Source organism: Photobacterium sp. J15 (assembly GCF_963870815.1).
Classification (GTDB): domain Bacteria; phylum Pseudomonadota; class Gammaproteobacteria; order Enterobacterales; family Vibrionaceae; genus Photobacterium; species Photobacterium marinum.
This window is the reverse complement of record NZ_CAWMUI010000001.1, coordinates 2,241,860-2,265,899: the sequence shown is the minus strand read 5'-3', so window position 1 is coordinate 2,265,899 and position 24,040 is coordinate 2,241,860. Positions and strand designations below refer to the sequence as shown.

General features: G+C 44.6%; 17 protein-coding genes and 6 tRNA genes. 1 reads left to right on the top strand and 22 read right to left on the bottom strand.

Going from position 1 to position 24,040, the window contains the following annotated elements:
* Nucleotides 1-95 precede the first annotated feature (95 nt).
* The 15 genes from AACQ93_RS10365 to AACQ93_RS10295 all read right to left on the bottom strand — a co-directional run bounded on the left by AACQ93_RS10365 (nt 96) and on the right by AACQ93_RS10295 (nt 15,076).
* Nucleotides 96-3,320 (bottom strand): ExeM/NucH family extracellular endonuclease, encoded by a 3,225-nt coding sequence (locus AACQ93_RS10365; protein ID WP_064604771.1) that lies wholly within the window; start codon nt 3,318-3,320, stop codon nt 96-98.
* 57 nt (nt 3,321-3,377) lie between these two features.
* Nucleotides 3,378-4,460 carry a porin gene (locus tag AACQ93_RS10360; protein WP_064604769.1) on the bottom strand — a complete coding sequence of 361 codons (1,083 nt, stop codon included), beginning with the start codon at nt 4,458-4,460 and terminating at the stop codon, nt 3,378-3,380.
* A 420-nt stretch (nt 4,461-4,880) separates the two neighbouring features.
* The gene (locus AACQ93_RS10355) at nt 4,881-6,008 is read right to left on the bottom strand and encodes a pyridoxal phosphate-dependent aminotransferase (RefSeq protein WP_198160121.1); all 1,128 of its coding nucleotides are present in this window, start codon (nt 6,006-6,008) and stop codon (nt 4,881-4,883) included.
* A 216-nt stretch (nt 6,009-6,224) separates the two neighbouring features.
* A tRNA-Val gene (locus tag AACQ93_RS10350) sits at nt 6,225-6,301 on the bottom strand.
* A gap of 58 nt (nt 6,302-6,359) precedes the next feature.
* Nucleotides 6,360-6,436, bottom strand: a tRNA-Val gene (locus AACQ93_RS10345).
* 58 nt (nt 6,437-6,494) lie between these two features.
* A tRNA-Val gene (locus AACQ93_RS10340) sits at nt 6,495-6,571 on the bottom strand.
* Between the two features lie 58 nt (nt 6,572-6,629).
* Nucleotides 6,630-6,706, bottom strand: a tRNA-Val gene (locus tag AACQ93_RS10335).
* Nucleotides 6,707-6,764: 58 nt separating this feature from the next.
* Nucleotides 6,765-6,841: transfer RNA gene (locus AACQ93_RS10330), tRNA-Val, on the bottom strand.
* 25 nt (nt 6,842-6,866) lie between these two features.
* A tRNA-Val gene (locus AACQ93_RS10325) sits at nt 6,867-6,943 on the bottom strand.
* A 189-nt stretch (nt 6,944-7,132) separates the two neighbouring features.
* Complete coding sequence (locus AACQ93_RS10320; RefSeq protein ID WP_064604765.1) at nt 7,133-7,930, bottom strand: ParA family protein; 798 nt, start codon at nt 7,928-7,930, stop codon at nt 7,133-7,135.
* A 51-nt stretch (nt 7,931-7,981) separates the two neighbouring features.
* A complete protein-coding gene (locus tag AACQ93_RS10315; protein ID WP_007469905.1) occupies nt 7,982-8,242 on the bottom strand; it encodes a DUF5062 family protein in 261 nt (86 codons plus the stop codon).
* Nucleotides 8,243-8,395: 153 nt separating this feature from the next.
* The gene (locus AACQ93_RS10310) at nt 8,396-9,439 is read right to left on the bottom strand and encodes a DUF3080 domain-containing protein (protein WP_064604763.1); all 1,044 of its coding nucleotides are present in this window, start codon (nt 9,437-9,439) and stop codon (nt 8,396-8,398) included.
* 215 nt (nt 9,440-9,654) lie between these two features.
* Nucleotides 9,655-11,025, bottom strand: coding sequence for an MATE family efflux transporter (locus AACQ93_RS10305; protein WP_036801348.1), 1,371 nt, complete (start codon nt 11,023-11,025; stop codon nt 9,655-9,657).
* Between the two features lie 151 nt (nt 11,026-11,176).
* On the bottom strand, nt 11,177-12,979 hold the full coding sequence (locus tag AACQ93_RS10300) for a diguanylate cyclase (RefSeq protein ID WP_064604761.1): 1,803 nt from the start codon (nt 12,977-12,979) through the stop codon (nt 11,177-11,179).
* Nucleotides 12,980-13,228: 249 nt separating this feature from the next.
* Complete coding sequence (locus AACQ93_RS10295; protein WP_064604759.1) at nt 13,229-15,076, bottom strand: diguanylate cyclase; 1,848 nt, start codon at nt 15,074-15,076, stop codon at nt 13,229-13,231.
* Between the two features lie 192 nt (nt 15,077-15,268).
* Here AACQ93_RS10295 and AACQ93_RS10290 point away from each other — a divergent pair, with 192 nt between their 5' ends.
* Nucleotides 15,269-15,880, top strand: coding sequence for a riboflavin synthase (locus tag AACQ93_RS10290; protein WP_064604757.1), 612 nt, complete (start codon nt 15,269-15,271; stop codon nt 15,878-15,880).
* A 120-nt stretch (nt 15,881-16,000) separates the two neighbouring features.
* Here the strand turns inward: AACQ93_RS10290 and AACQ93_RS10285 are convergent, their stop codons facing one another.
* From AACQ93_RS10285 to hutI, 7 genes are all read right to left on the bottom strand, one after another.
* Nucleotides 16,001-16,204 carry a CPXCG motif-containing cysteine-rich protein gene (locus tag AACQ93_RS10285; protein WP_007469894.1) on the bottom strand — a complete coding sequence of 68 codons (204 nt, stop codon included), beginning with the start codon at nt 16,202-16,204 and terminating at the stop codon, nt 16,001-16,003.
* A 331-nt stretch (nt 16,205-16,535) separates the two neighbouring features.
* Complete coding sequence (hxpB, locus tag AACQ93_RS10280; RefSeq protein WP_064604755.1) at nt 16,536-17,189, bottom strand: hexitol phosphatase HxpB; 654 nt, start codon at nt 17,187-17,189, stop codon at nt 16,536-16,538.
* Nucleotides 17,190-17,297: 108 nt separating this feature from the next.
* Nucleotides 17,298-18,170: a fructosamine kinase family protein gene (locus tag AACQ93_RS10275; protein ID WP_064604753.1), complete on the bottom strand. Its 873-nt coding sequence runs from the start codon at nt 18,168-18,170 to the stop codon at nt 17,298-17,300.
* 207 nt (nt 18,171-18,377) lie between these two features.
* The gene (gene hutH, locus AACQ93_RS10270; RefSeq protein WP_064604752.1) at nt 18,378-19,910 is read right to left on the bottom strand and encodes a histidine ammonia-lyase; all 1,533 of its coding nucleotides are present in this window, start codon (nt 19,908-19,910) and stop codon (nt 18,378-18,380) included.
* A 25-nt stretch (nt 19,911-19,935) separates the two neighbouring features.
* Nucleotides 19,936-21,642, bottom strand: a complete 1,707-nt coding sequence (gene hutU / locus AACQ93_RS10265; RefSeq protein ID WP_064604750.1) for a urocanate hydratase — start codon at nt 21,640-21,642, stop codon at nt 19,936-19,938.
* Nucleotides 21,643-21,670: 28 nt separating this feature from the next.
* Nucleotides 21,671-22,720, bottom strand: coding sequence for a formimidoylglutamase (gene hutG, locus AACQ93_RS10260; protein ID WP_064604748.1), 1,050 nt, complete (start codon nt 22,718-22,720; stop codon nt 21,671-21,673).
* The gene (hutI, locus tag AACQ93_RS10255) at nt 22,710-23,939 is read right to left on the bottom strand and encodes an imidazolonepropionase (RefSeq protein ID WP_064604746.1); all 1,230 of its coding nucleotides are present in this window, start codon (nt 23,937-23,939) and stop codon (nt 22,710-22,712) included. The genes hutG and hutI overlap by 11 nt, the downstream gene beginning before the upstream one ends.
* Between the last annotated feature and the right edge of the window lie 101 nt (nt 23,940-24,040).

Genomic DNA, 24,040 nt, shown 5'->3' with positions numbered 1-24,040 from the left:
CTAAGTTGTTCATCCCAATTTGTTATTCAGACAAAATAAAAAAGAGGCTTAAATAAGCCTCTTTTTCTTTATTGCTAATAGCCTAAGATATGGTTTTATTTCTTGCTACGACGCAGGAAGCCAAGACCAAGCATAGACAGTAGACCGAAGATACCAAATGAACCACCTGAACCATCGTATGGCTGTACAGTGAATTTCGGTGTCAGTGAGTCACGCTTGGTGATTGTTACTGGGATGTTAACGGTAGAGCCTTCAACATCAGTTCCTGAAGTTGATGATTTCGTTGCTGCAGGACGAACCAGCTTCATCGTCATAGTGTATTCACCAGCTTCCATACCACTAACATCAAAGAAGACTGTTTGTTTACCATCTTTGTTCAGTTTGATCTTTGGCAGAGCTACTTTAGACACATCTTCCGGAGTTGGAGAGAAGCTGATTTCAGCAATGTCGCCTTCTTGTGCTTTGTCAGTTGGAATTGCGTAAGCAACGTCCATTCGACCACTTGTCATTGTAAGCAGAACACGCTCACCATCTGTTTCACCGTAGCCGTAAGACAAAGCCATGATTGCAGAGTCGTGGTCTGATGAGCGGTAAGCATTTGGTGCATAGAATGGGTTGCCTGATGGCTTATATTTACTTGAATAGCTGTATAGCGTTGATTCAGCAGAGTTAATATGCCAGTCAGTTACATCAACGACTTTAGATTTTAGTGATTGAGTTACAAGAATATGGTCTAGAGAGCCGATTTCATCGTCGTATGAATAGCTCCAGATTAGTTCGGGCTTAACCGGCTCCTTAGCTTCTTCCTTCGTAGCATTTTGTTTCGCTGCTTCTTCTTTCGCTGCATCATTTTCTTTTTTTGCATCGAAAGCATTTATAAAGTCGTAAAAACGATCGATTTTTGCACCTTCTGGGCCGAATTGAGGTTTTTTACCAATAAAGGTATAACCTGCAGCCGTGATGGTTTTTCCTTTAGGGATCTTGGTAAGAACCAGCATTGGATCTTCATTAGCGTAAGAGTTCATATCACCCATAATTACCTGGTCACCGCCAAGTTTTGCCATTTCTTGGCCAAGATGGTCAGCGGCCGCAACACGGAAGTTTTCACAATTTCCTTGGTAATCAGGATTTTTAACGTCATCTTTTGTCGGATCGAAGTCTTTCCAGTTTTTCCAGCCTTTCCAGTCTTCCCAGCAGGTAGAACCTTTAGATTTTAAGTGGTTAACAGATACGGTCAGTTTTTTACCTGTATTGTTAACCATAAAGGTAGCAGCAAGTGTATCGCGCTGGTAGTTCTTACCGTTTTCACGAACTTCACCTTTTTTGGAATCAATAATGGCTGCACCCATATCATCGGTAACTACCGGAGCTTTTTGTGAAGGCATTGGAATAACTTTTGCGTATTCCAAAGTTACTTTACTTGGTCGGTACAACAAGCCTGTGGTAATAACATCACCACCAATTGAATCGTTTGAATCAATTACAGTATTTCCGTCAGAGTCAATACCAACAAATGCATATTGATTATGGATTGATTTACGGTTGTGGCGATCTTTGTATCTCTCGTAAGAGAACTTTTCATTTACGCTATCAACTAACTCTTTGATAGCACTAAAGTTACCAAATCCATTGTTCTCAATTTCCATCAGGCCGATAACGTCAGCATCAAGACCATAAATTGCTTCAACAATTTTTGTTTTTTGGCGTTCGTACTCAAATTGGCTATCAGCACCACGGTCTGCACCATGAGTGTTTTCATCACCACCAAAAGGTGAATTGAAGAAGTTCAGTACGTTTTGAGTTGCAACTCGAATAGCAAATTGCTCTTCACTGGTACTGTCATCTAATTGTGGTGAAGAATGACGTGGGGAGTTGTGAATGAAGTTCGAATCATCAACTGTATTTGTAGGAATTAAACGGAAGTTGTTGTAAGAGTAGTGGATAACGCCTTCTAATCCGACAACACTGTCGTTTATTCGAATGTAATTTTTGTGTGGATCGGCTTTAAAGTTCGGATAATATGGAATATCACCTGTGCCAGGTTTTTTGTCACTATCTATATAGAGACGACGATCATTGTTTTCCCAATACTGTTGCTTAGATTCTGCACTTCCTGGAACATGATCTTGGTTTGGTTGCATGTTAGGGCGTTCATATGCCAGAACCATATTGCTGCGCTTGTCAGTGGTATCGAAGTCTGTGCTGAAGGTACGTGTAACACGCATATCTTGTGTACCATCAGTAACATCATCAATATCAGCTGGAAGAACAACTTTCATGCCTTCATAGCGTTCTAATGTTGCTCTGAAGCTATCTTTACTGTTAGAGTCTTTATCGGATTCGAGGCGCTTCAGGGCTTCGATAGAAGTATATTCTTCGATATTAGCTTTTTCTTCTTCAGTTGCATCCCTGCTAGAGAGTGCAACCAAAGTTGTCATGCCATAGTCTTCTTTAACGAAGCCTGTTACGGTAACTGTTTTGCCGACTAAGCTATCATCAAGTTCGTCATTTGTTTTCACAAACAGACCATCTGAAGTTTTTGGATTGTTATCGCTATCGTAGATATAAAAACCTTTAACAAGATGAGTGGCGATAGCTGTAACATAACCTGTTACTTGATACATATCTTTTGTCTGATATGTACCGTCGTCAAGAAGTGGTGATCTGAATTCTTCACCTTGGATCTCACCGATGGTTACTTTAATTGGGTCTACAGGTTTATCTGCTAATTCAGGATTACCTAAACCGTAAAACGTATCTTCTGCTTCTGGCAGCCAGTCACTACCTGTAAAAGTTGATTTAGGAAATTCAGCTTCTTTTATACGGCGAAGTGTAGTTCCTGCTCCCCAGTCAGAACCGGCAATACCAATGATGTCATGAATATTATTTTTGGGTTCTGTGGTACCAGCCAGTAGTACAGAGTCATCACCGTTAAAATTCATTGCTCCGTGCTTGACTTCATTGTAAGTTCCAGCCTTTACATAGCTTGCGCCATTGTCACCGATTGCTTTGATCAACGCTTCGGAAGAATCCCCGTTAATTACAACAATAGATTTGCCAGCAGGTACTGTTACATCTTTAAGAACTGATTCTTTGTTTTGTCCAAGGATAAGGTTAATGTACTTACCACCATCGTAATATAGGCCAATAGAAGTATCGAAAGTATAATCTTCTGAACCAGTGTTTGTTAGTTCAATTGCTTTATTATAGCTTGAGCCTTCAACATACTCAGAAATAAAAATATCATTGATGCCAGCAAACGCAGGGGCGGCTAGTGCTGCAGTAATTGCAGCGGATAATAGAGTTACTTTTTTCTTCATTGTTCTTTCTCTTAATTGCTCACTGTTAATTTTGTGGAAGTATTTCAGTGAGTAGAATTAGAAATAAACGCGTGCGTAAGCGTAGGCATCCTGTGATGCTTCACCAACGTTACCTTCAATTGCAATTACTGATGAACGAGTCGGTTTGAAGTTCACACCAAGCGTACCCCAGATACGTTCTTTACCCCATGTGTGGTGTTTGGTATCCCACTGCTGGCTGGTTTCATCCCATTTTTCGTAAGTTTCATAGTTAGATGAAGCAACCATTTCCCAATTTTCATTAAAGATGTATTTAGCTGAAACCAGTGCACCTTTGTTTTTCTGCTTCTGGTAATCGTTATAAACACTGACGGGATTGTTAGGATCACTTACATCGACAACAGTTTTGTCATCGGCAATGTCTTCTTCTTCGTAGTAACCATTAATACCCAGTAACAGGCTGTCAGTTACAGCAACACGCATACCAAAGCCTGCAAGCCATTGCTCACCATATTTAGATTCACCTTCTGAACCGTTACGGCCTTCAAGACCCAGAACAGCAGAGAAGCGTTCACCAAAGTAACCAAAGTAACCGTTGACTACATCGCCAAGAAGGGAGCCGGAAGAAGATTTAGCGTTGTAGCTGTATGATGTGCCAAGTTTAAAGTCACCGTAAGTACCTTCATATTTTACAGTTGCATCTTGGTCACCGGCTTCGCCTGTTTCAACTGTAGTATCAAAGGTAAAATCACCCCATTTGTCATAATCGTCGAACGCGGTATCAGTCAGACCAACTTCAAAATAGTGGTAATCATTTAATTGGTAACCCAAAAACATTTTATCAATGCTCAGGGTCATATCACCGGAACCGCCTTTCCAGTTTTCACGTTCGTAATCCAGTTCTAAACGATAAAAAATTTCGCCGTTTTTACCTTTGACACCCATTGTTGCGAATGAGTCATCGATGTAGCTGTCATCAGAAAAGAATTCACCTGAATCTTCATCTGCACCGAAATGGCCACCAACGCCAACTTCACCATATAATTTCAGATAATCACCATTATCATCCTGGTAAATAGTGGCAGCTTGTAAGCATGGAGCAGCGAAGATTGCGGAGATAAGTACCGCTAAAGCAGTTTTATGAGTCGTTTTAACGTCCATTATGCGACCTTGTTTTGTTACTAAAGTAACATTGGGTTGGGTTATTTTGTTTATATAATCACATTGCGTATGTATCACTGCAATAAGTCGCTTTATATTTTGTGATAACTGTCAATAACATCATTGATTTATAAAATGTTTTGTTAGCATGCTTTCTGTTGGAAGTGTGATTATTTTCACATTTGGTGGGTATTTAGAATAATTAAAGGAAATTCACTGAGGGAATAAGTGTTTGTTCAGCGGTGTGTGAAATATACGTGTCAGTCGCTCAATGATGATGAAGATTAATTCATTAGAAATTGAATAAAGTTTATTTTGCGAGAGATGTTCTGTAGTGATTACTTACCTTATGGGCTGCACTTTTATGATTTTCTTATTTTATAAATATTAATTGCTGTTAAAGTTTTAATGAATATTAATTCATGGTTTGGAATGTTTTGAAAAGTACATTTCTATACGATCAAAAGCTAAATTTATAGTGTTTTCATCAGCACAGTAAGCCATTCTTACATGGTGTTCACCTGAAGGTCCGAAGGCACCTCCCGGTGTTACTGTGACTTTGGCGTTATTTAATAGCTCAATAGCAAATGTGGTGGAATCTCTATGAGTAGTCATGATTTTGGGGAACATGTAATAAGCGCCTTCCGGTTTTTGCCATGAAAAAATATGCGGAATATTAGTAAGCCTTTCAGCCATTAGAGCTTGTCGTTTTGCCAAAATAGACAAGAATTCTTCTTTGTGTTGTGAAGGGGAGGAGAGTGCAGCAATACCTGCCAGTTGTGAGATTCTTGGCGCACATATCATCGTAGCATCATGAACCTTCATCGCTTCCTGCTTTAGCTCCTGGGGCATGATCATATAACCTAATCGCCATCCGCTCATGGCATAAGCTTTAGAGAATGAGTGCAGATAAACAATGTGCTCTTGGTATTTTTTAACACTGGCCAGATTGAAGAACTTTTCTTTGTTCTCATAGGTAAATGAGCTGTAGGGATCATCGATGATGACAAAGATATTGTGTTGAAAAGCGATTTCTCCGACAAGAAGCAACTCCTCTTTAGTGAAGATCTTACCCGTTGGATTTGATGGTGAAACAAGCACGATGGCCTGAGTCTTGTCTGTAATTAGGCTTGGTAATGTTTCAAGGTTTAAGCGCCAGTTATTTGCCTCATCTAGAGGCCAGTAAATAGCCTTGCCATTGAACAGAATGATTTGCTGAATGTGGGAAGGGAAACAGGGATCGGTAAGGATTATCTCATCACCGGGATCAAGCATAGTATGGAACATGGTGTTGAGCCCTTGCATGTTTCCTGCAGTGATCATGATATTGTCATCGGGTGATACCTGAATGCCAGTTTCAGCAAGGTGTTTTGCTGCGACAAGTTCCCGAAACTCAGGCAATCCGTCGGGCAAGGTATACTTGCCTGCGTCTGGATCCTGATTAACCCTTTCAATGACGCCTTCCCGAATATATTGCGGTGTTCTGAAAGAGGGGAGTCCCCATGCGAGCGAAACAGCGCCAGGTACTTTTGCACTTAACATTGCCATGTGTTTAATCTCGGATACACAGGCTTCGTGCACGTAGTCGGAAACGATGTCGGTGATAAATGTCATTAAGTAATGATAGGACAGGAAAGATCCCGCTGACGCGATAAATAGCGGGAGTAAGTAGGTGCTAGTCGATGGCTCACACAGTTTAACTGTGATTAAAAAGCAAAAAAGCCTGCTCTTGCGAACAGGCTTTTAATCTCTTTCGAGAAGAAGTGGTGCGTCTGAGTGGACTCGAACCACCGACCCCTACCATGTCAAGGTAGTACTCTAACCAGCTGAGCTACAGACGCATTCAAATTGTACTGATAAAAGCTTTTGGCTCTTATCGTGCTTTTACAAGCAAATAATTGGTGCGTCTGAGTGGACTCGAACCACCGACCCCTACCATGTCAAGGTAGTACTCTAACCAGCTGAGCTACAGACGCATTCAAATTGTGTTGATACAAGCTGCTGGCTTATATCGTGCTTTTACAAGCAAATAGTTGGTGCGTCTGAGTGGACTCGAACCACCGACCCCTACCATGTCAAGGTAGTACTCTAACCAGCTGAGCTACAGACGCATTCAAACTGTGTCGATAAAAGCTTTTTACTCTTATCGTGCTTTTACAAGCAAATAATTGGTGCGACTGAGTGGACTCGAACCACCGACTTCCACCATGTCAAGGTGACACTCTAACCAGCTGAGTTACAGTCGCATTTTAAATTGTGTTGATACAAGCTATTGGCTCATACCATGCTTTTACAAGCAAAATCTGGTGCGTCTGAGTGGACTCGAACCACCGACCCCTACCATGTCAAGGTAGTACTCTAACCAGCTGAGCTACAGACGCAAACTTTTAGTTCATGTAAGAGAATTGGTACGACCGAGTGGACTCGAACCACCGACCCCCACCATGTCAAGGTGGTGCTCTAACCAGCTGAGCTACGGTCGTATTATCTGGTGTTCCCTTAGAACAAGGGGGATATTAAACACTTCATTCCACCTGTTCAAGTGCAAGGTTCGATAAAATCAGAAAAAAACAACCGCTTGATTACTGTTTATCCAAAAAGACAGCCGGTTGAGCAACTGGTGTCACAGATTGCGCTAACTATTTGTACAGTAACGCAATCATTGAACAAAACTAACTCTCTGTTGCGGCTAATTTAACCTCATTTTTTTCCAGTTCATTATAAAGTTGCTCGAAGTGTGTGGTGAGCTTATGGCTTGGGAACAGGTGCACCAGCGGTTTCTGGTGGTAGTGAGATTCCTTCATTTTGATTGATTGCGGCAGGTATGGCTCCAGGATTGGTAATCCAAGTTCCTTTAAATCGGCAATGATTTGCGAAGGGAAGTTTGCCTGAGCATTAAACATGTTGACGATAACACCTTCCACTTCAAGCTTCGGGTTATGATCTTCCCTTAGTTCAGCCAGATTATTAAGCAGTGTCAGCAATGCCTGTTGAGAGAAACTGTCGCAATCAAAGGGGATCAGAAGTCGTTGAGCTGCGATAAGCGCGGCTTTACTGAAGAAGTTGAGGTTAGGCGGTGTATCCAGGTAAATGCGATCGTAATCTTTTTCCAGAGTATCAAGTGCGTCGCGGAGTTTGTAGATTTTGTAGCGGCGTTCCAATTCGGATTCGAGTTTTTCCAGTTTAGGGCTTGATGGAATGATGTCTAAGTTTTCGAAGGCTGTCGGTTGGGGAAATTCATTAATCGGAGTGGAGACAGTAAACCAGCCAACGCTTTGATTAAGTAAATCGGCTATTGTGGTTTTACTTTCCTGATTGATGTCGTGGCCGAGGTAATGACTGCTGTTGCCCTGAACATCGAGATCGACAAGTAATGTTCTATATCCTTGGGCTGCACTGAGCGCGGCCAGATTAGCTGCAATACTTGATTTACCAACGCCACCTTTTTGATTGAATACAACGCGCCGCATGTTTCCTACCTTAAACGTGTGTGAATTGACAGGTAATTGAATTGGTTGAGGTTACTGTAATAGTTCGTGCTCCGGCGGTAACAAACGCGAGATCCATAATACGAGTTTGTGCTTCATATTCGGACCATCTTCCTGATCGGTTGCGAGTGGGGTGATTTGTTTCACTTCAACCAATAGTCGATAGATGCACTCCACCTTGTCCTTGGAAGAGACGGTTTTGTCCAGATCGCCATATCCTTGCTTTTTCGCTAGGGCCATACCCAATTCAAGGGCTTTCTTTAGCAACTTGGCTTCGTTCTTGTGTTTCTTCATTGCCTGCTCCTTGCAATACTGATTTGCTGAGTTCATCCACTCGGATAAACTGAGCGAATGGGTATCGTCCTGCCAACATCTTAGAGCCTATCAGAATGAATTAAAAGCCTGATTTTTCAAGAATAGTCGCTAAGACTGTTATTCGCTACCGTATCAAATTCCGATTTTTATCTGACAGCGTTTGAAGGTGCGTTGCCAAAATTGAACGTGTGCCATTGTTGCTTCTCTGAAACTGTTATGTAATTCCCCGGCAACGTAATGATTGTAGTAGGAGGTATATTGTTCCGTGGCTGAATTCGGTGGTTGCAGGATTGTTTGTAGTGGTTCTCGGATCTCGTTGAACTGAGAATCGAGCTCTGCCAGATAGGGTTGGATCTCAGTGACAAAGAATCGGTAGAACACATTGTTCAGATATTCGGCTTTCTGTTGATTTCGATTCTTTCCGCAAATGACGGTGGATTCGTTTTCCTCAAGAAGCCGAGTGGTAGTATTCAGCCAGTCCTTTGAGCGAGTAATCGAATAAACTAATTGTCCGAAGTATCGATGGGTATGAATTTGCTCCTGATGAAAAAGTAAGCGTTCGGCTTGTTTTTGCTGTACGGTTTGATTGCCTTGAATCGCTTGATAAACGAAATCTAAATATCGTATTGCTTCCTGATTTTCTGCTTTGCCGGGGAAGTTGTTAAGTGCAAAAGGAAGGCTGGTGATCCTCAGTTGTTGTCGCCACTCTTTACCTGAAGTCAGCATGTTCCAGAAGTAGACCGGGAGTTGCTTTCGTTTTAGCTGGCGGAAGTTGACAAGTTCCGGTTGTAGTTCTGAGTCCTGTGGCAATGTGTCGATGCAATGTTCCAGTCCGCCCATAAACAGTAACTCATAACGGAGTTGATGAGTTCTGTCTTGTACCTTCCCCAGTACGGAGTTTCTTTCCGCTATTAAATGGAACAGCCCGCACTTTCTCAATTCATAAGCATCAAGCAACCCCATTCGAATATCTTCAATCGGTATAAGCAAGTCTCGAATATCTGCCAACTGAATGATTTGAGTTTCCGGTGCCGGGGAGGGGGAGACATCCAGTACGTTAGCCAGCCTGGAATGATAAGTTTCAAAGCTTTCTTCCGCAGTGTTTCGCTCACAACCAGGCAGAGTGAGAAAAGAGAGAGAGAGAAACAGTGGGTATAGAGTCTGGCGGCTCAGCATTCGCTACCTTTATGATTTTTCATAACAGCAATCGGGATACGTACGCGAATAGGTAATGGATTACCCATTGATGATTTAACGCAATTGTACGTTCAATTACTTACGCTGATATAAGTATGGTGAAGGGGGGAGAAAAAAGAAAAGGCGACCTCAGGTCGCCTTTGCTAATTCAATGATTTTATCGCTTTCAACTTATCGAGTTGAGAGCCTGATTGTTATCGGAGTGACATTGCGATTTGGAAATCATTGTCTTGCTTCTGTACCCAGTGAAGCCTCGAACCGAGCATGACTGCTGCAGAACTCAGGCCGATAATATTACCAATCCAGAATCCGTGAGGCCCCATGGCCTGAACAACCCAGTCAGTCATGCCCAAGGTGTAGCCAATAGGTAATCCCAGAATCCAGTAAGCAATGAAGGTGCGAACAAAAATTGCGCGCATATCTTTGTATCCGCGTAGTGCACCAGCTGATACCACCTGAATCGCATCAGTACATTGGTAAACAGCCGCAAGGAAAAGTAATTGGCCAGCAAGGGCAATTACGTCTGGGTTGTCAGTATAGAGCAGGGCGATCTCTTCTCGGAAAAGGACTGTCAGGATAGCTGTTGTCATTGACATCAACAGGGCGATCAGCAGGCCACAGTGGCTGGCAATTTTTGCTTCCTGAAGGTTTTGCTCACCCAGCAGATGACCGACACGGATACTCAGTGCCGCCCCCAAGCTCATTGGTAACATGAAGACTAGGGAAGAGAAGTTAATCGCGACCTGGTGCGAAGCGACAGTAATCGAGCCCAGAGGAGAGATCAAAAGTGCAATGGCGGCAAAAAGTGAAATCTCAAAGAAAATGGATGCCGCAATCGGAAAGCCTAGTTTGAAAAGTCGGGAAATCGCCTTGAACTGAGGTTTGTGCCAGGAGGTGAACAGGTTCGCTTTTTGCAGGCGTTTGTTGACTAATACATAAATCAACATAGAGATAAACATCAGCCAGTAAACAATCGCTGTTGCAACACCACAACCGACACCGCCGAGTTCAGGCGCACCGAATTTTCCGTACACAAAAATCCAGTTCAGCGGAATATTCGCGCCCAGGCCGATAAAGCCGATCACCATAGCCGGCACTGTCATCGACAGGCCTTCAGCAAAGCTTTTCAGGGTTTGGAAAAACAGGAATGCCGGAACGGCAAACAGGACCGCATGCATGTAGCCGACAGTTTTTACTGCCAACGCTGTTTCGACATCCATGAATTTAATCAGTACGCCAGCGTTGTAGAGCACCAGCATGATTGGAACAGAGATGATTGATGCCAGAACAAAGCCATGCTGGACTTCGAACGCGACACGCTCTTTTTTTCCGGAGCCATTCAGCTGAGCAACAATAGGTACTAAGGCAAGCAGCAAACCGACACCGAAAAGAATAGAGGGTAGCCAGATGCTGGCTGCTACAGATACAGCTGCCATATCTGTTGCGCTGACACCACCGGCCATTACGGTATCGACAAAACCCATAGAGGTTTGAGCGACAGACGCAATAAGAACGGGGATAGCAAGCTTTAATAGGTGGCGGGTCTCGCGCCTGTAATTGTGCACAGAATGCTCCTGATGCGTGATTAGTAATACATTTGAGATGAGCGGTAAATTATACCGCCACCCAGTATTGATACAATTGCCAGATTGGCTTTTATCAGACCAGAAAGCGTATGGGGTCTTTTTCTTATAGCTCGCCTGTATTGAATGCGTCTTATTTATTCGTATCGTTATCAATCACAGCCTGTTTTTTACCGGCAAGCTTCGCTTTGTACAGCATGTTATCTGCAATGGCATAGCAGTTCATTTTTCCTGGGTAAGAGTTAGTACCACCAATACTCGCACTGAGCTTGAGTTGACAGCCATCGACATAAAGTGGACTGTGTTTCAGTTTTAGTAGAATGCGTTTAGTGAGGGTTTCAACTTCATCGGATTCAGACCAGATTGCGAACTCTTCGCCGCCAATCCTGCCAATGATGTCGCTGGTGGACAGGCAGGTTTCACATACTCGGGTAAAGTGTTTGAGTGCAAGATCACCGGTAACATGACCAAAGGTGTCATTCAGCTTCTTAAAGTCATCAATATCCAGGATCAGCAGCCATCCATTCTTTTTTTCTGAGTGGTGTGAGAATGTTTCCCAGAAGAACCGTTGATTGGCAATGCCGGTAAGTGGGTCTGTGTTTGCCAGTTCACGAAGTTGTTGATTGACCGCGATCAGCTCTCGTGTTCTTTCGCGAACGCGCTCTTCCAGCCTTTGGTTCAGATGTTGGGTTTCCTGTTTTTGTTTATCCAGCTGGGTAATAGTGGACTCCAGATGAATAGCCATTTTATTAAATGAAGCCGCTAGTTTGCCCACTTCATCATGGTGTGTAACGGGAATTTGCTGCAACCAGTTACCTAAGCTGATTTCAACGGTTGCTTTTGTAAGTTGTCTGATAGGTGTCAGAAGGCGCTCAGTTCTGCGCGTGCCATAGTACACAGCAATCCAAACGATCAGTGCGGCGATAATGAATGCGTAATGCTTGGTGTGTATCAGGTCTTGAGTTAACTCAGATTCCGGCGAATAAATAACAATGGTGACAGTGCGGTTCTTACTTAGTGGAAAATGAGTATGGAAGTTGAACCAGGTTTCACCCATGAAATTGATTGTTTGGATCGATGAATGGTCCTGATCTGCTTGATTCAGGGTTGGCCAAAGTTGACCCAATAGTGATGTTGGTTCAGAGGCAACATTCATTAGTTTGCCGTCTTTGGCAGCATGAGTGTTATCACTGCTTGCCAGAATATCACCATTTGCATCGATAAGAGCTACTGTGCTGTTTTTGCTGGGTTTGGCATTAAGTAAGGCTTCTTCAATACTGGCAAGGGTTAAGTCAACTCCCCAGACACCGATAAGCTCTCCACTTTGATCGTGTATCGATTTCGAGAGTGTAATGCCGAGTAGTTCGTTATTGACAACCCCTGGGTAAACATCACTCCATATAGGCAAGTTTGTGTTTAATGCATCTTGATACCAGCCTCTTTGGCGGGCATCAAAATGTTTAATGCGTTTGATGAATGCATCAGGCTTATCTGAATACGATGTGCGATAGCTGAGTAACGGGCCAGCGCCTTCATTTTCGGATTCGAAACGCACGAAATGGTGTTTTAATTTCTGGCCGACAGAAAGCAGGCCCCCCTGAGTGTTGGCAAAGTAAAAGTAATCAATGCTTTCATGATGATTAAGAGCGTTAGTCAGGTATGCCAGAAGTTGCTCTCTGTCTTTTACTATTTCTGTCAGCTGGTTTTGTATAACTTCCTGATGCAGATAGACTTCGTGCGCTTTCGAGAAGAATAAATCCAGCTTGTTATATATGGTTTCGCTTGAGTGGTGATACAGTTTCTCGACCGTTAAGCGGTGATCTTGTTCATAGCTGTGGCACCACAGCAGGCTGACAGACAGAGCCGTCAGAATAATAAACAGACTTATAGTCAACTGGATGCGCAGAACCAGATTGTTAGAGAAAAAGCTAAGCATTTAGGCGTGTTGAGTCTTATAGATGTTGTATTTATGTATTGTGTGTAGAGCATGCGGAGAATATATGGTTCAGTGGGGGGTTACAAACTAAAGAAAGACCTTTGCTCTTTAATTATTCATGGGAGGTTGTATTTGTGTGTTTTTTGTTCTGGTGTGTGTGGTTGAACGGTACTTATGTATGATGAGTTCCCTTACAGAGTGAGCGAAGGGAGGCAGAAAAGTATGCTCTGGTGTCACATATCCAATATATCAGGCTGGCTTGCCCGGAATCGAACTGCAGTCAATAACAGCCCGGTTTTTCCCTGTCTGTTTGGCTTGGTAGAGCATTTTGTCTGCAATCGCGTAGGCGTTTACTTTTCCAGGAAAACAGTCGGTACCTCCGATACTGGCGGTAAGATGTATTTGGTTGCCGACTGAGTGAAGCGGTGACGAATTCATGTTGTCAAAAATGATTTCAGTCAATTCCTGTATTGCTTCTATGGTTTGTGCTTCAGACCAGATTGCGAATTCCTCGCCTCCAATACGGCCCATAAAATCATTTTTACCCAGGCAGGCTGTACAACATTGAGTGAAATGCTGTAAGGCTAAATCACCTGTCATGTGTCCGTATGCATCGTTTAGCTGCTTAAAGTCATCAATATCCAGAATTAGCAGCCAGCCGTGTTTGCTCTCTACCCGGTTGGCAAACATTTCCCAGAAATGGCGACGGTTTGCTATACCTGTCAATGGATCAAAGTTGGCTAGCTGACGCAGGCGGGCGTTAAGGGCACTGAGTTCTTCAGTTCTTGCTCGGACACGCTCTTCAAGTTTGAGGTTTTGTTTTTCAAGCAAGACATTCAGTCGTTCTGTTTCTTGTTTCTGAGTATCAAGCTGAGTGATAGTTGCCTCGAGATTCGTGGTCATATGATTAAAAGAGCGGGCAAGTTGTCCCACTTCATCATCACGATCAAGTTGAATCTTATGGGTCCATTTCCCCTGGCTGATTTGCTCTGTAGCCCGGGTCAGCTTTCTTATTGGAGTGAGAATGTATTTCGTTGCCGCGGAGCCGAAATAGATCGCTAAAGTGGTCATCAGTATTGTGATGATAATGGCGTAATCTTTTGCTTCTAAAATGTCTTTGGTGAGATCTGATTCAGGCGAGTAAAAGACAATACTGACCGAGCGATTTTTCCCCAAGGGATAACTGGAATGAAAATTCAGCCAGGGTTTCCCATCGAAGTCGAAGGACTCTATCACACTTTCCTGATTTGGTTTCTTTGTTCTGACAGAAGACCAGATCTGGTTCAAAATCGGAGCGCGCTCAGAGAGCACATTAATGAGTTTTCCTTGTCGTGGACCATGTTTGGGATTACTGCTGGCGAGAATGTCTCCGTTGGAATTAAGCAGGGCTACAGTGCTGTTCGGACTCGGTTTAGCCAACTGAAGCTCACGTATTACTCTCGAAAGTGTAAGGTCTACTCCCCAGACACCGAGTACCACGCCATTTTTATCACGTAATACTTTAGATAGGGTGATACCCAGCATATTTCTGTCAATGGCTCCGGGATAGATATCACTCCAGATTGCTTGATCTGTTTGTAATGCGCGTTGGTACCAGTCTCGTTCCCTGGCGTCATAATGTTTTGTTTTACCTATAACTTTAATGGCTTCACCATCAAGCTTATTCTTATAGCTGGTGAGAGGGCCTGCCTGGCTGTTATCAGACGCGAACATAATGAAGCTTCTGTCATCACCTTGCCCCAGAGACAGCAATCCACCTTGATTATTACCAAAATAGTAATAATCAATGTTGAAATGATGGTTGAGGACATTTTCGAGATGTGACAACAGCTGATCTCTGTCTTTTACTATGTCAGGGAGTCGATCGATGATTCTCTGCTGATGCTGGTACACGAGTCGGGCTTCTGCGAAAAAATCATCGAGTTGTGCTTGAATTGTCTGGCTGGAATAACGATATAACTTTTCAACCGTTTGCAAACGAACTTGCTCTGAGCTGTGGTACCATAACAGGCCAATTGGCGTTGCAGTCAGCAGGACAAACAATGTCAGGATGAGTTGAATACGAAGGCCAAGGTTTTTGGGTAGTCTGCTTAACATTCGTAATCCTTGGGCCTGAAGGGAATATCATTTCTTCACGGTATTTGATTGAAGGATATATTGCTCTGGGTGATGTTACAAATGTCACACGTGTAATTTGCGGCATAGTGCAAAAATGGTTTGTGTGGCTGTTAAATATCTTGTCAGGTAATATTTACAGCCATGCCAGTATAAAGATTCAGAGGAGATATTATGTTTACCGGTATTGTCCAGGGTACAGCTGAAGTGGTGGATATTAAGAAAAAAGACCGCTTTCAAACGCATGTGATTCGTATGCCATCTGAATTATTATCTGGCCTTGAAACCGGGGCATCTGTGGCACATAACGGTTGTTGTTTAACAGTTACAGACATTCTAGATGACCTGGTTGCATTCGACCTTATGCAAGAGACATTAAGAGTAACTAACCTCGGGCTCTTAGCGATTGGCGATCATGTCAACGTAGAACGTGCCGCTAGGTTTGGTGATGAAATTGGCGGCCATTCAATGTCTGGACATATTAATGTGGCGACGGAAATCTGCGACATTATTACGACACCAAATAACTGTACAGTATGGTTCAAGTTACCAGCCGATTTTTCCAAATATGTTCTTCGTAAAGGCTATATCGGTATTGACGGATGTTCTTTGACTATTGGTGATGTTAAAGAGGATTGCTTTTGTGTTCACTTGATCCCTGAAACCTTAAATCGAACCTTGTTTGGTCAACGTAAGATTGGGGATGTTGTAAATATCGAGATTGATCCTCAAACACAAGCGATAGTTGATACAGTCGAAAGGGTGTTGGCAGAAAAAGCATTATAATGCGTTTATCTGTATTAAGGCTTCTTGTAAATACTGAATAAATATCTTAATCCCTACAGCCAGTCTGTAGGGATTTGTTTTTATGATGTTTTGCTTGCAAATATATAATTTGATTATTGTTTAAAATATTTGTTCGTCATCAGCGTCAACAAATAAATTAATTGTTTTGTGTAATTCATCCACTTCCATCGTTAAATGAATGGCATGACAACATGCCGGACAATCATCATAAAACTCCTGGCTACCTGCGCTTGCATCAAGTGTAATTCTTATATTGTGTCCACAGTGTGGGCAGACAACACTTTGCTCTGAGATGTTTTTCATATTGAACTCCTTTCAATGTGCGATGCACATTCACCTGGCAGGGACCAGTTGTAATAATTTACTCAATGAATTGCTCTATCTAAACTTTAGCGTTTGCTATTCCTTTTTGCCGAGAATTAACTGTAAAGTTTGATATCTTTTGAAGTTCTAGATAAATGAATAATGAAAGTGCAAAAAAATGCATTTAAAGGTGGCTTTTTTTAATTTTATAAGATTCAACAAGCTTAATAAAAAGTCAGTTTAGGTACATTAACAGGCAGGAAAAATGAACGAAATTTGATGTAAAGACAAATAGGGCTGTCTTTACATCATTTATAAAATTATCAGCGAATTAAAGGTTGGCGATCAGTTGCTGATTTACTTCGTGAAGCGAGGTAAGTTTTTTATCTGCAATAGCCCAACGAGCATCATCAGCATATGCTTTTTCAGGTACCGCAACCCCTTTCATTTGTGCTGCTTTGGCTGCTAGCAGTCCATTTACGGAGTCTTCGAAGGCAACGCAGGCCTGAGGTGCAACACCCAGCGCGTCTGCCGCATTGATATACACTTCCGGATGAGGTTTACCGTAACGGAGAGCTTCGGCAGATAATACTGCAGAGAATTTGTCTTCAAGCGAGAGCGCTTCCAGAGTTGCCTTTATCAGGCTCATTGGTGATGAAGAGGCAAGGGCGATTTTCAGGCCGTATTGCTCGCATGCATCAATGGCTTCGCATACGCCAGGCAGCATAGGTTTGTGTTCTTTGATCAGCTCTTCAACACGGGCTACGATCATATTTGTAACTGTTGCGCAGTCTGCGCCTTCCCATGGTTGTTTGCCAAACCAGAATTCAACAACCTGATCGATACGCAAACCCATTGTTTGCAGTGTGTCTTTTTGTTCAATGGTGACGCCAAGAGAGGAGAAAACATCGACTTGGGCCAGTTGCCAGAAGGGTTCGGAATCGACCAACAGGCCGTCCATATCAAAAACTGCAGCTTGTAGCATGGATCTTTAATTCTCAATAAAAAGGCGCCAGAGGCACCGGAACATAACATATAAGTCGAACAGGCTTCTAAATTAAGAAGAAACCTGTTCGAAAATTAGCTTTCACTTTTAACCTGAGCCAAGAAGGCCAAGTCTCTCGATGATATGTTCGGCCTGAGCAATGTAGCTTCCGCCGAACAAATTACAGTGATTAAGGACATGGTATAGATTATATAGCTCACGTCGATCTTGATATCCGTCATCTAAAGGCCAGACAGACTGATATCCTTCGTAAAAACTTGAAGGGAAACCACCAAACAATTCGGTCATGGCGATATCGCATTCGCGGTCACCCCAATAACTGGCCGGGTCAAAAATGATGGGGCCGGTTACAGTTAATGCGGTATTACCGTGCCAGAGATCACCGTGGAGTAGGGAAGGTTTCGGCTGGTGGTGCATCAGTAGCTGAATTACCTGGCTGGTGATGGTGTCTATATTGCCGAGATCAATCCCTTTTTCTTTGCAGAGTTGCAACTGCCATGCAATGCGCTGTTCGGCAAAAAATCGACACCAACGTCTGCGCCATTTGTTTGGCTGCGGAGTCAGGCCAATGAAATTATCGAAATCAAAGCCATATTCTGCCTGTTCTCCCCACTTGTGTTGGTGAGCCAGATCCTGACCCAGCGTATAGGCAGAGTCATTATCGATAACTTTGGTTGGCAGATAATTAAGGATAAGAAAGGATTTATCCCGTGTAGTGCCTAGGTGAATAAATTGAGGAATCTGTACACAGTCGGCTTCGTTAAGCATACGTAAGCTTTCTGCTTCTGTTTCAAATACAGCAAGCTGTTCGCGATCATTCATCTTAAGAAAGAAGCGCTCATTGCCATCACCAATACAGTAGCATTCATTGATATCACCGCCTTCCAGAGGTTCTTTCTCGGTAATTTTAAAGGATTTACCTAAGACGTCTGAAAGCTGGTGAGAAATCGCTTGCCACATAGCACCCTCCACGGCTGATCAAGATAATAAGTGTCTCGTCAACATCTTAGCTGATTAATTGAGCAAATAATTTTGCCCTAATCAAGCTTTTGGCCTGAACATTTGGACAACAACGTTTTAATAATAGCCAAACGAACACAAAAAAGTTGAATGGATAACATGACAAATTAATGAAAAGCCGGAATTATTTCCGGCTTTTTGAGAAGATTAAAGGCTGGGCAATAATCTTGCGGGCATAAGATCGTTGTAAATTGCTTCTTTGAGTAATGTATTTGCTTTGTCGATATCCGGTGCAAAATACCTGTCTTTGTCATAAAAGCTGACGCGATCACGCAGGGTCGATTTGGCCTGTTCGATTCGTTCTGAGCTTTTATTTGGGCTTCTGAAGTCAATCCCCTGAGCGGCAGCCAAAAGTTCAACGGCCAGGATCCCGCGGGTGTTGTCTGCCATATCACCAAGGCGTCGTCCGGCAAATGTTGCCATTGATACATGATCTTCCTGATTGGCAGATGTCGGCAGGTTGTCAACAGAAGCCGGATGGGCGAGAGTTTTGTTTTCGCTTGCCAGTGCTGCTGAAGTTACCTGCGCAATCATAAAGCCTGAATTCACTCCGCCGTTATCGACTAAGAAAGGCGGGAGATTGCTCAGGGTACTGTCGATGAGCAGTGCCATCCTGCGTTCTGAGAGGCTGCCAATTTCGGCAATGGCCAGAGCCAAATTATCCGCAGCCATCGCCACCGGTTCAGCATGGAAATTACCACCTGAAATGATGTCATCATCTTCTGCAAATACTAACGGATTGTCGGATACCGAGTTAGCTTCGATTTCCAGAATATCGGCGGCATGGCGGATTTGTTGCAGGCAGGCGCCCATAACCTGAGGTTGGCAGCGAAGTGAATATGGATCCTGAACCTTTTCACACTTCTTGTGAGAAAGGCCGATTTCACTTTCTTTATCCAGCATATGGCGGTAAGCATCAGCGGCATCAATCTGGCTGCGATGTCCACGAACTCTGTGGATACGCGGATCGAAAGGACGGCGGCTGCCCTGTGCAGCTTCTACCGACATAGAGCCGCAGACAATGCCTGACGCAAACAGGTCTTCTGCGGCAAACAGTCCTTCCAGCGCAAAGGCCGTTGATGCCTGGGTGCCATTAAGTAGAGCAAGGCCCTCTTTGGGGGCTAGTGTGATAGGTTCCAGCCCGGCAATATGAAGTGCTTCTGAGCCGGATATTACTTCTTCTTTGTAGCGAGCCTGGCCTTCACCTAGCAGAACTGTGCTCATGTGCGCTAATGGAGCCAGATCACCGGAGGCTCCGACCGAACCTTTTTTCGGGATGCACGGATAAACTTCTGCATTGATGAGCTGTATAAGGGCATCAACTACAAGCGGGCGAATACCTGAGTAGCCGCGAGCCAGGCTGTTGATTTTCAGCACCATCATCAGGCGAACGGTTGCATCATCCATAAAGTCGCCGATACCTGCGGCATGGGAAAGGACAATACTTCTCTGAAGGGTTTCCAAGTCATCAACTGCGATACGCGTGTTGGCAAGCAGGCCAAAGCCCGTATTGATGCCATAAACGATTTTGTCTTCAGCAATGATCTTTTCGACAGCATTTGTGCTTGCTTCCATGCCTTCTCGTGCTGTCGGGTTGAGTGACGGTGTCACCTGGTTGCGACTGGCTTCGCGGAGCTGCTTAAGAGACAGCTTGCCCGGGTTGATTTCTAACTGGTACATACAACGTCCTTTTTGCTGTCGTTAATTACTGAGTGTCGTGGTGAATATCGAGCATAGGTAAATCCAGCCCTTGCTCTTTTGCACAATTGACGGCGATATCGTAGCCGGCATCAGCATGACGCATAACACCAGTTGCAGGGTCGTTGCGTAATACTCGGGCTACTCGCACATCAGCTTCGTCAGAACCGTCACAGACAATGACCATGCCAGAGTGCTGAGAGAAGCCCATTCCTACGCCGCCACCATGGTGAAGGGATATCCAGGTAGCACCTGAAGCCGTGTTCAGCAGGGCATTAAGCAGTGGCCAGTCTGAAACTGCATCCGAGCCGTCTATCATGCCTTCTGTTTCCCGGTTCGGACTGGCAACGGAGCCTGAGTCTAGATGGTCGCGACCAATAACAATCGGTGCTTTCAGTTCGCCATTTTTGACCATTTCGTTGAAGGCCTTACCAAGGCGGGCGCGATCTTTTAGTCCGACCCAGCAAATGCGTGCCGGTAGTCCCTGGAAATGAATGCGTTCACGAGCCATATCGAGCCAGTTGTGTAGGTGTGGATCATCCGGGAGCAGCTCTTTGACTTTTTGATCTGTCTTGTAAATATCCTCAGGGTCACCGGATAGTGCAGCCCAACGGAAAGGACCAACGCCTTCGCAGAATAAAGGTCTTATATAAGCTGGCACGAAGCCCGGGAAATCAAATGCGTTTTTGACACCTTCCTCAAAGGCCATCTGGCGGATGTTGTTGCCATAGTCGACGGTAGCAGAACCCGCTTTTTGCAGATCCAGCATGGCCTGAACCTGAATAGCCATCGATGCTTTGGCTGCTTTCACTACTGCGGCTTCATCTTTCTGTCGCATTTCGGCGGCATATTCCATTGTCCAGCCTTTTGGTAAATAGCCGTTCAGTGGATCATGCGCGGAAGTCTGATCGGTTGTCGCATCCGGTACGATGCCGCGTTTGACGATTTCAGGATAAATGTCAGCTGTGTTACCTAGAAGAGCAACGGAAACAGGTTTACCTGTCTGTTTTGCTTCTTCTATGATAGCGAGGGCTTCATCCAGGTTGCTAACTTTGCAGTCGACGTAGCCGGTACGAAGGCGATAATCGATTCGGGATTCGTCGCATTCAACGGCAATCATGGAATAGCCGGCCATTGTCGCCGCCAGAGGTTGGGCTCCGCCCATACCGCCCAGGCCTCCGGTGAGGATCCAGCGACCTGAAGCATCACCGCTAAAGTGTTTGCGGGCCATAGCGACAAAAGTTTCATAGGTGCCCTGAACAATGCCTTGTGAACCTATGTAGATCCAGCTCCCAGCAGTCATTTGCCCGTACATCATCAGGCCCTGTTTATCGAGCTCGTTGAAGTGCTCCCAGTTTGCCCAGTGAGGAACAAGGTTGGAGTTGGCAATAAGAACGCGTGGCGCATTGGCGTGTGTTTTGAAAACACCGACAGGCTTACCGGACTGCACTAGTAAAGTTTCGTCGTCTTCCAGACGTTTCAGCACTTCAACAATTTTGTCGTAACATTCCCAGTTACGGGCTGCTCGGCCAATACCACCATATACCACTAATGCATGGGGATGTTCGGCAACATCAGGATGAAGGTTGTTCATCAGCATCCGAAGCGGGGCTTCAGTTAGCCATGACTTTGCGTTCAGCTTCGTCCCGGTAGGGGCTATGATAGTTCTGGTTTCATCTAAACGAGGGTTTTGTTGAGACGTTGCATGCGTCATTTTGCTCTCCTTGCGGTGCTTTTCCGAATTAGCGGATAGCACGTGCTATTGTCCAGGCCAGCCTTGCTGCCAGCCGTGCAGTTTGGTTGTCGATGTCAAAACGTGGATTAAATTCAGCTAAATCGGCGACCAGAATTTTTGACGCGCCATGTCTGTTTTTTGCTTCCAGTACCGGTGCCAGCAGTTGCTCAATAATGTCCGGTGACACACCGCGGGCAGCTGGTGCGCTAACTCCCGGTGCAACGGCTGCCGGGAATACATCAATGTCTATCGTCAGGTAGAGATGGTCGCAGCCTTCAATAAAGGTTTTCAGTGCATCAATGGTATTGGCGAGGTTGGCATAGGTGAGCTCGGTGTCATCTTTGTAGTACACACCAAGGCGATCGGCTTTTTCATATAAAGCCTGTGTGTTTCCGGCTCGGTTCAAACCAAGGCAGGCATATTTGAATGGCCAGCTTTGCAGCTCACAAAAGCGTGCTACCTGGTGGAACGGAGTGCCGGAGCTGCCTTGTTCAGATTGCTGACCTGTCGGTGGGTTTCTAAGGTCAAAATGAGCATCAAAATTGATAATGCCGATTCTTGGCGCTGATTTTGTGTTTGTTTCCGAAGGTAACTTATTGTTCTCAGATGAGATGACATGTTGTTTTTGTATCAGGTAATTGCCAATTCCCTGAAAACTTCCCCATGCCACTTCATGTCCACCGCCGAAAACGATGACTTTATGCCGTTGGCGTAATGCCCGGCACACATCTTCACCGAGCCGATGTTGAGCCAGTTCCAGGTTACCGTCGTTACAGCAGATATTTCCGCCATCATAAACCGGCTCACTGTGATGCCAAGCCAAGTTTGCCAGTGCTTTTCGGATTTCTACCGGGGCCTGATAAGCACCTGTTCGCCCTTTATTGCGTGATACGCCTTCATCACAGGCAAAACCAAGCAGCATGATGCCACCTTCATTGGCCTGATCTGCCGGTAGAATTTTTTGGTGCCAGCGCAAGCCTTTTTCGCCATCTTCCGGATCGTTGCGACCTTGCCAGACACTCATATCGATTTGTGCTCCCGGGTTATCAGTGGCCATGATTACCTCCGTTTGCCGGGAACAGGTGTCCATCAACGATCCGGGCAATAAGATCAGGAACGCCGAGGCGATAAGAAAGTTCGGCCGGAGTTTCCAGATCCCACAACGCTAAATCGGCTTCCATGCCTACGCGGATTTGTCCGCGCATTTCTTGAAGGCCAAGTGCTTGAGCGGCATTCACCGTCACGCCGCGCAAACATTCTTCCGGTGTCAGCCTGAACAGGGTACAGCCCATGTTCATCATGGTACGTAGTGAAGCGATTGGGGATGTGCCGGGGTTAAAGTCAGAGGCAATAGCTATAGGCACATTGAGCCGACGTAGGTGGTCAACAGGTGGCTGTTGAGTCTCTCTTAAAAAGTAGAACGCGCCGGGTAACAGGGTGGCGACAGTATTACATGCCGCTAAGGCCGCGACACCTTCACTGTCGAGGTATTCAATGTGGTCGACGGATGTTGCACCCATGCGTGCAGCCATCGCGCTCCCGCCGAGGTTAGAAAGTTGCTCGGTATGGCCTTTTATCTTCAGGTTATGTGCTTTGGCGGCGGTAAATACACGCTGGCATTGCTCCGGGCTGAACCCGATCCCTTCACAGAAGACATCGACAGAATCTGCCAGTTTTTGCTCTGCGGCAGCCGGGATGATTTCCTGACAGATGAGATCAATATAGCCATCACCGTTGTTAGCAAATTCCGGTGGCAGGGCGTGAGCAGCTAATAAGGTTGTTGAAATTTTTATATCAGGCTGATTATCAAGTCGCCTGGCAACCCGCAGCATTTTCAACTCATCTTTGAGGGTGAGGCCATATCCGGATTTGATTTCGACAGTTGTCACACCATCGTGTTTAAGACCTTCCAAGCGAGGAAGTGCAAGTTCATACAGTTCATCTTCACTTGCATTACGGGTGGCGTTGACAGTGGACAGAATCCCACCACCTGCTTTAGCGATAGTTTCATAAGGAACGCCATTCAGGCGTTGTTCGAATTCATTAGCACGGTTACCGGCGAAAATAAGGTGAGTATGACAGTCAATAAAACCGGGTGTGATCAGCGCTCCGTGGCAGTCAATAACATCCGGATGACCGTGAAGATCATGTATGCCTGCGCAATCCGCAAACATAATTTTACCTCCCTGAATACCAATCATCGCGTTTTTAATGAGTTGGTAACCATGCTCCGGATGCATTGTTACCATGTTCAGGTTTGTCAGTACTCGATCCATGATAGTTCGCCGCCAAGTTTATATGTATATACAAACTAATAGGCAATAAACTGATATAACTCAAGGTGAGATGTAGCGCAAATGTGATCGAAATGGAAGTA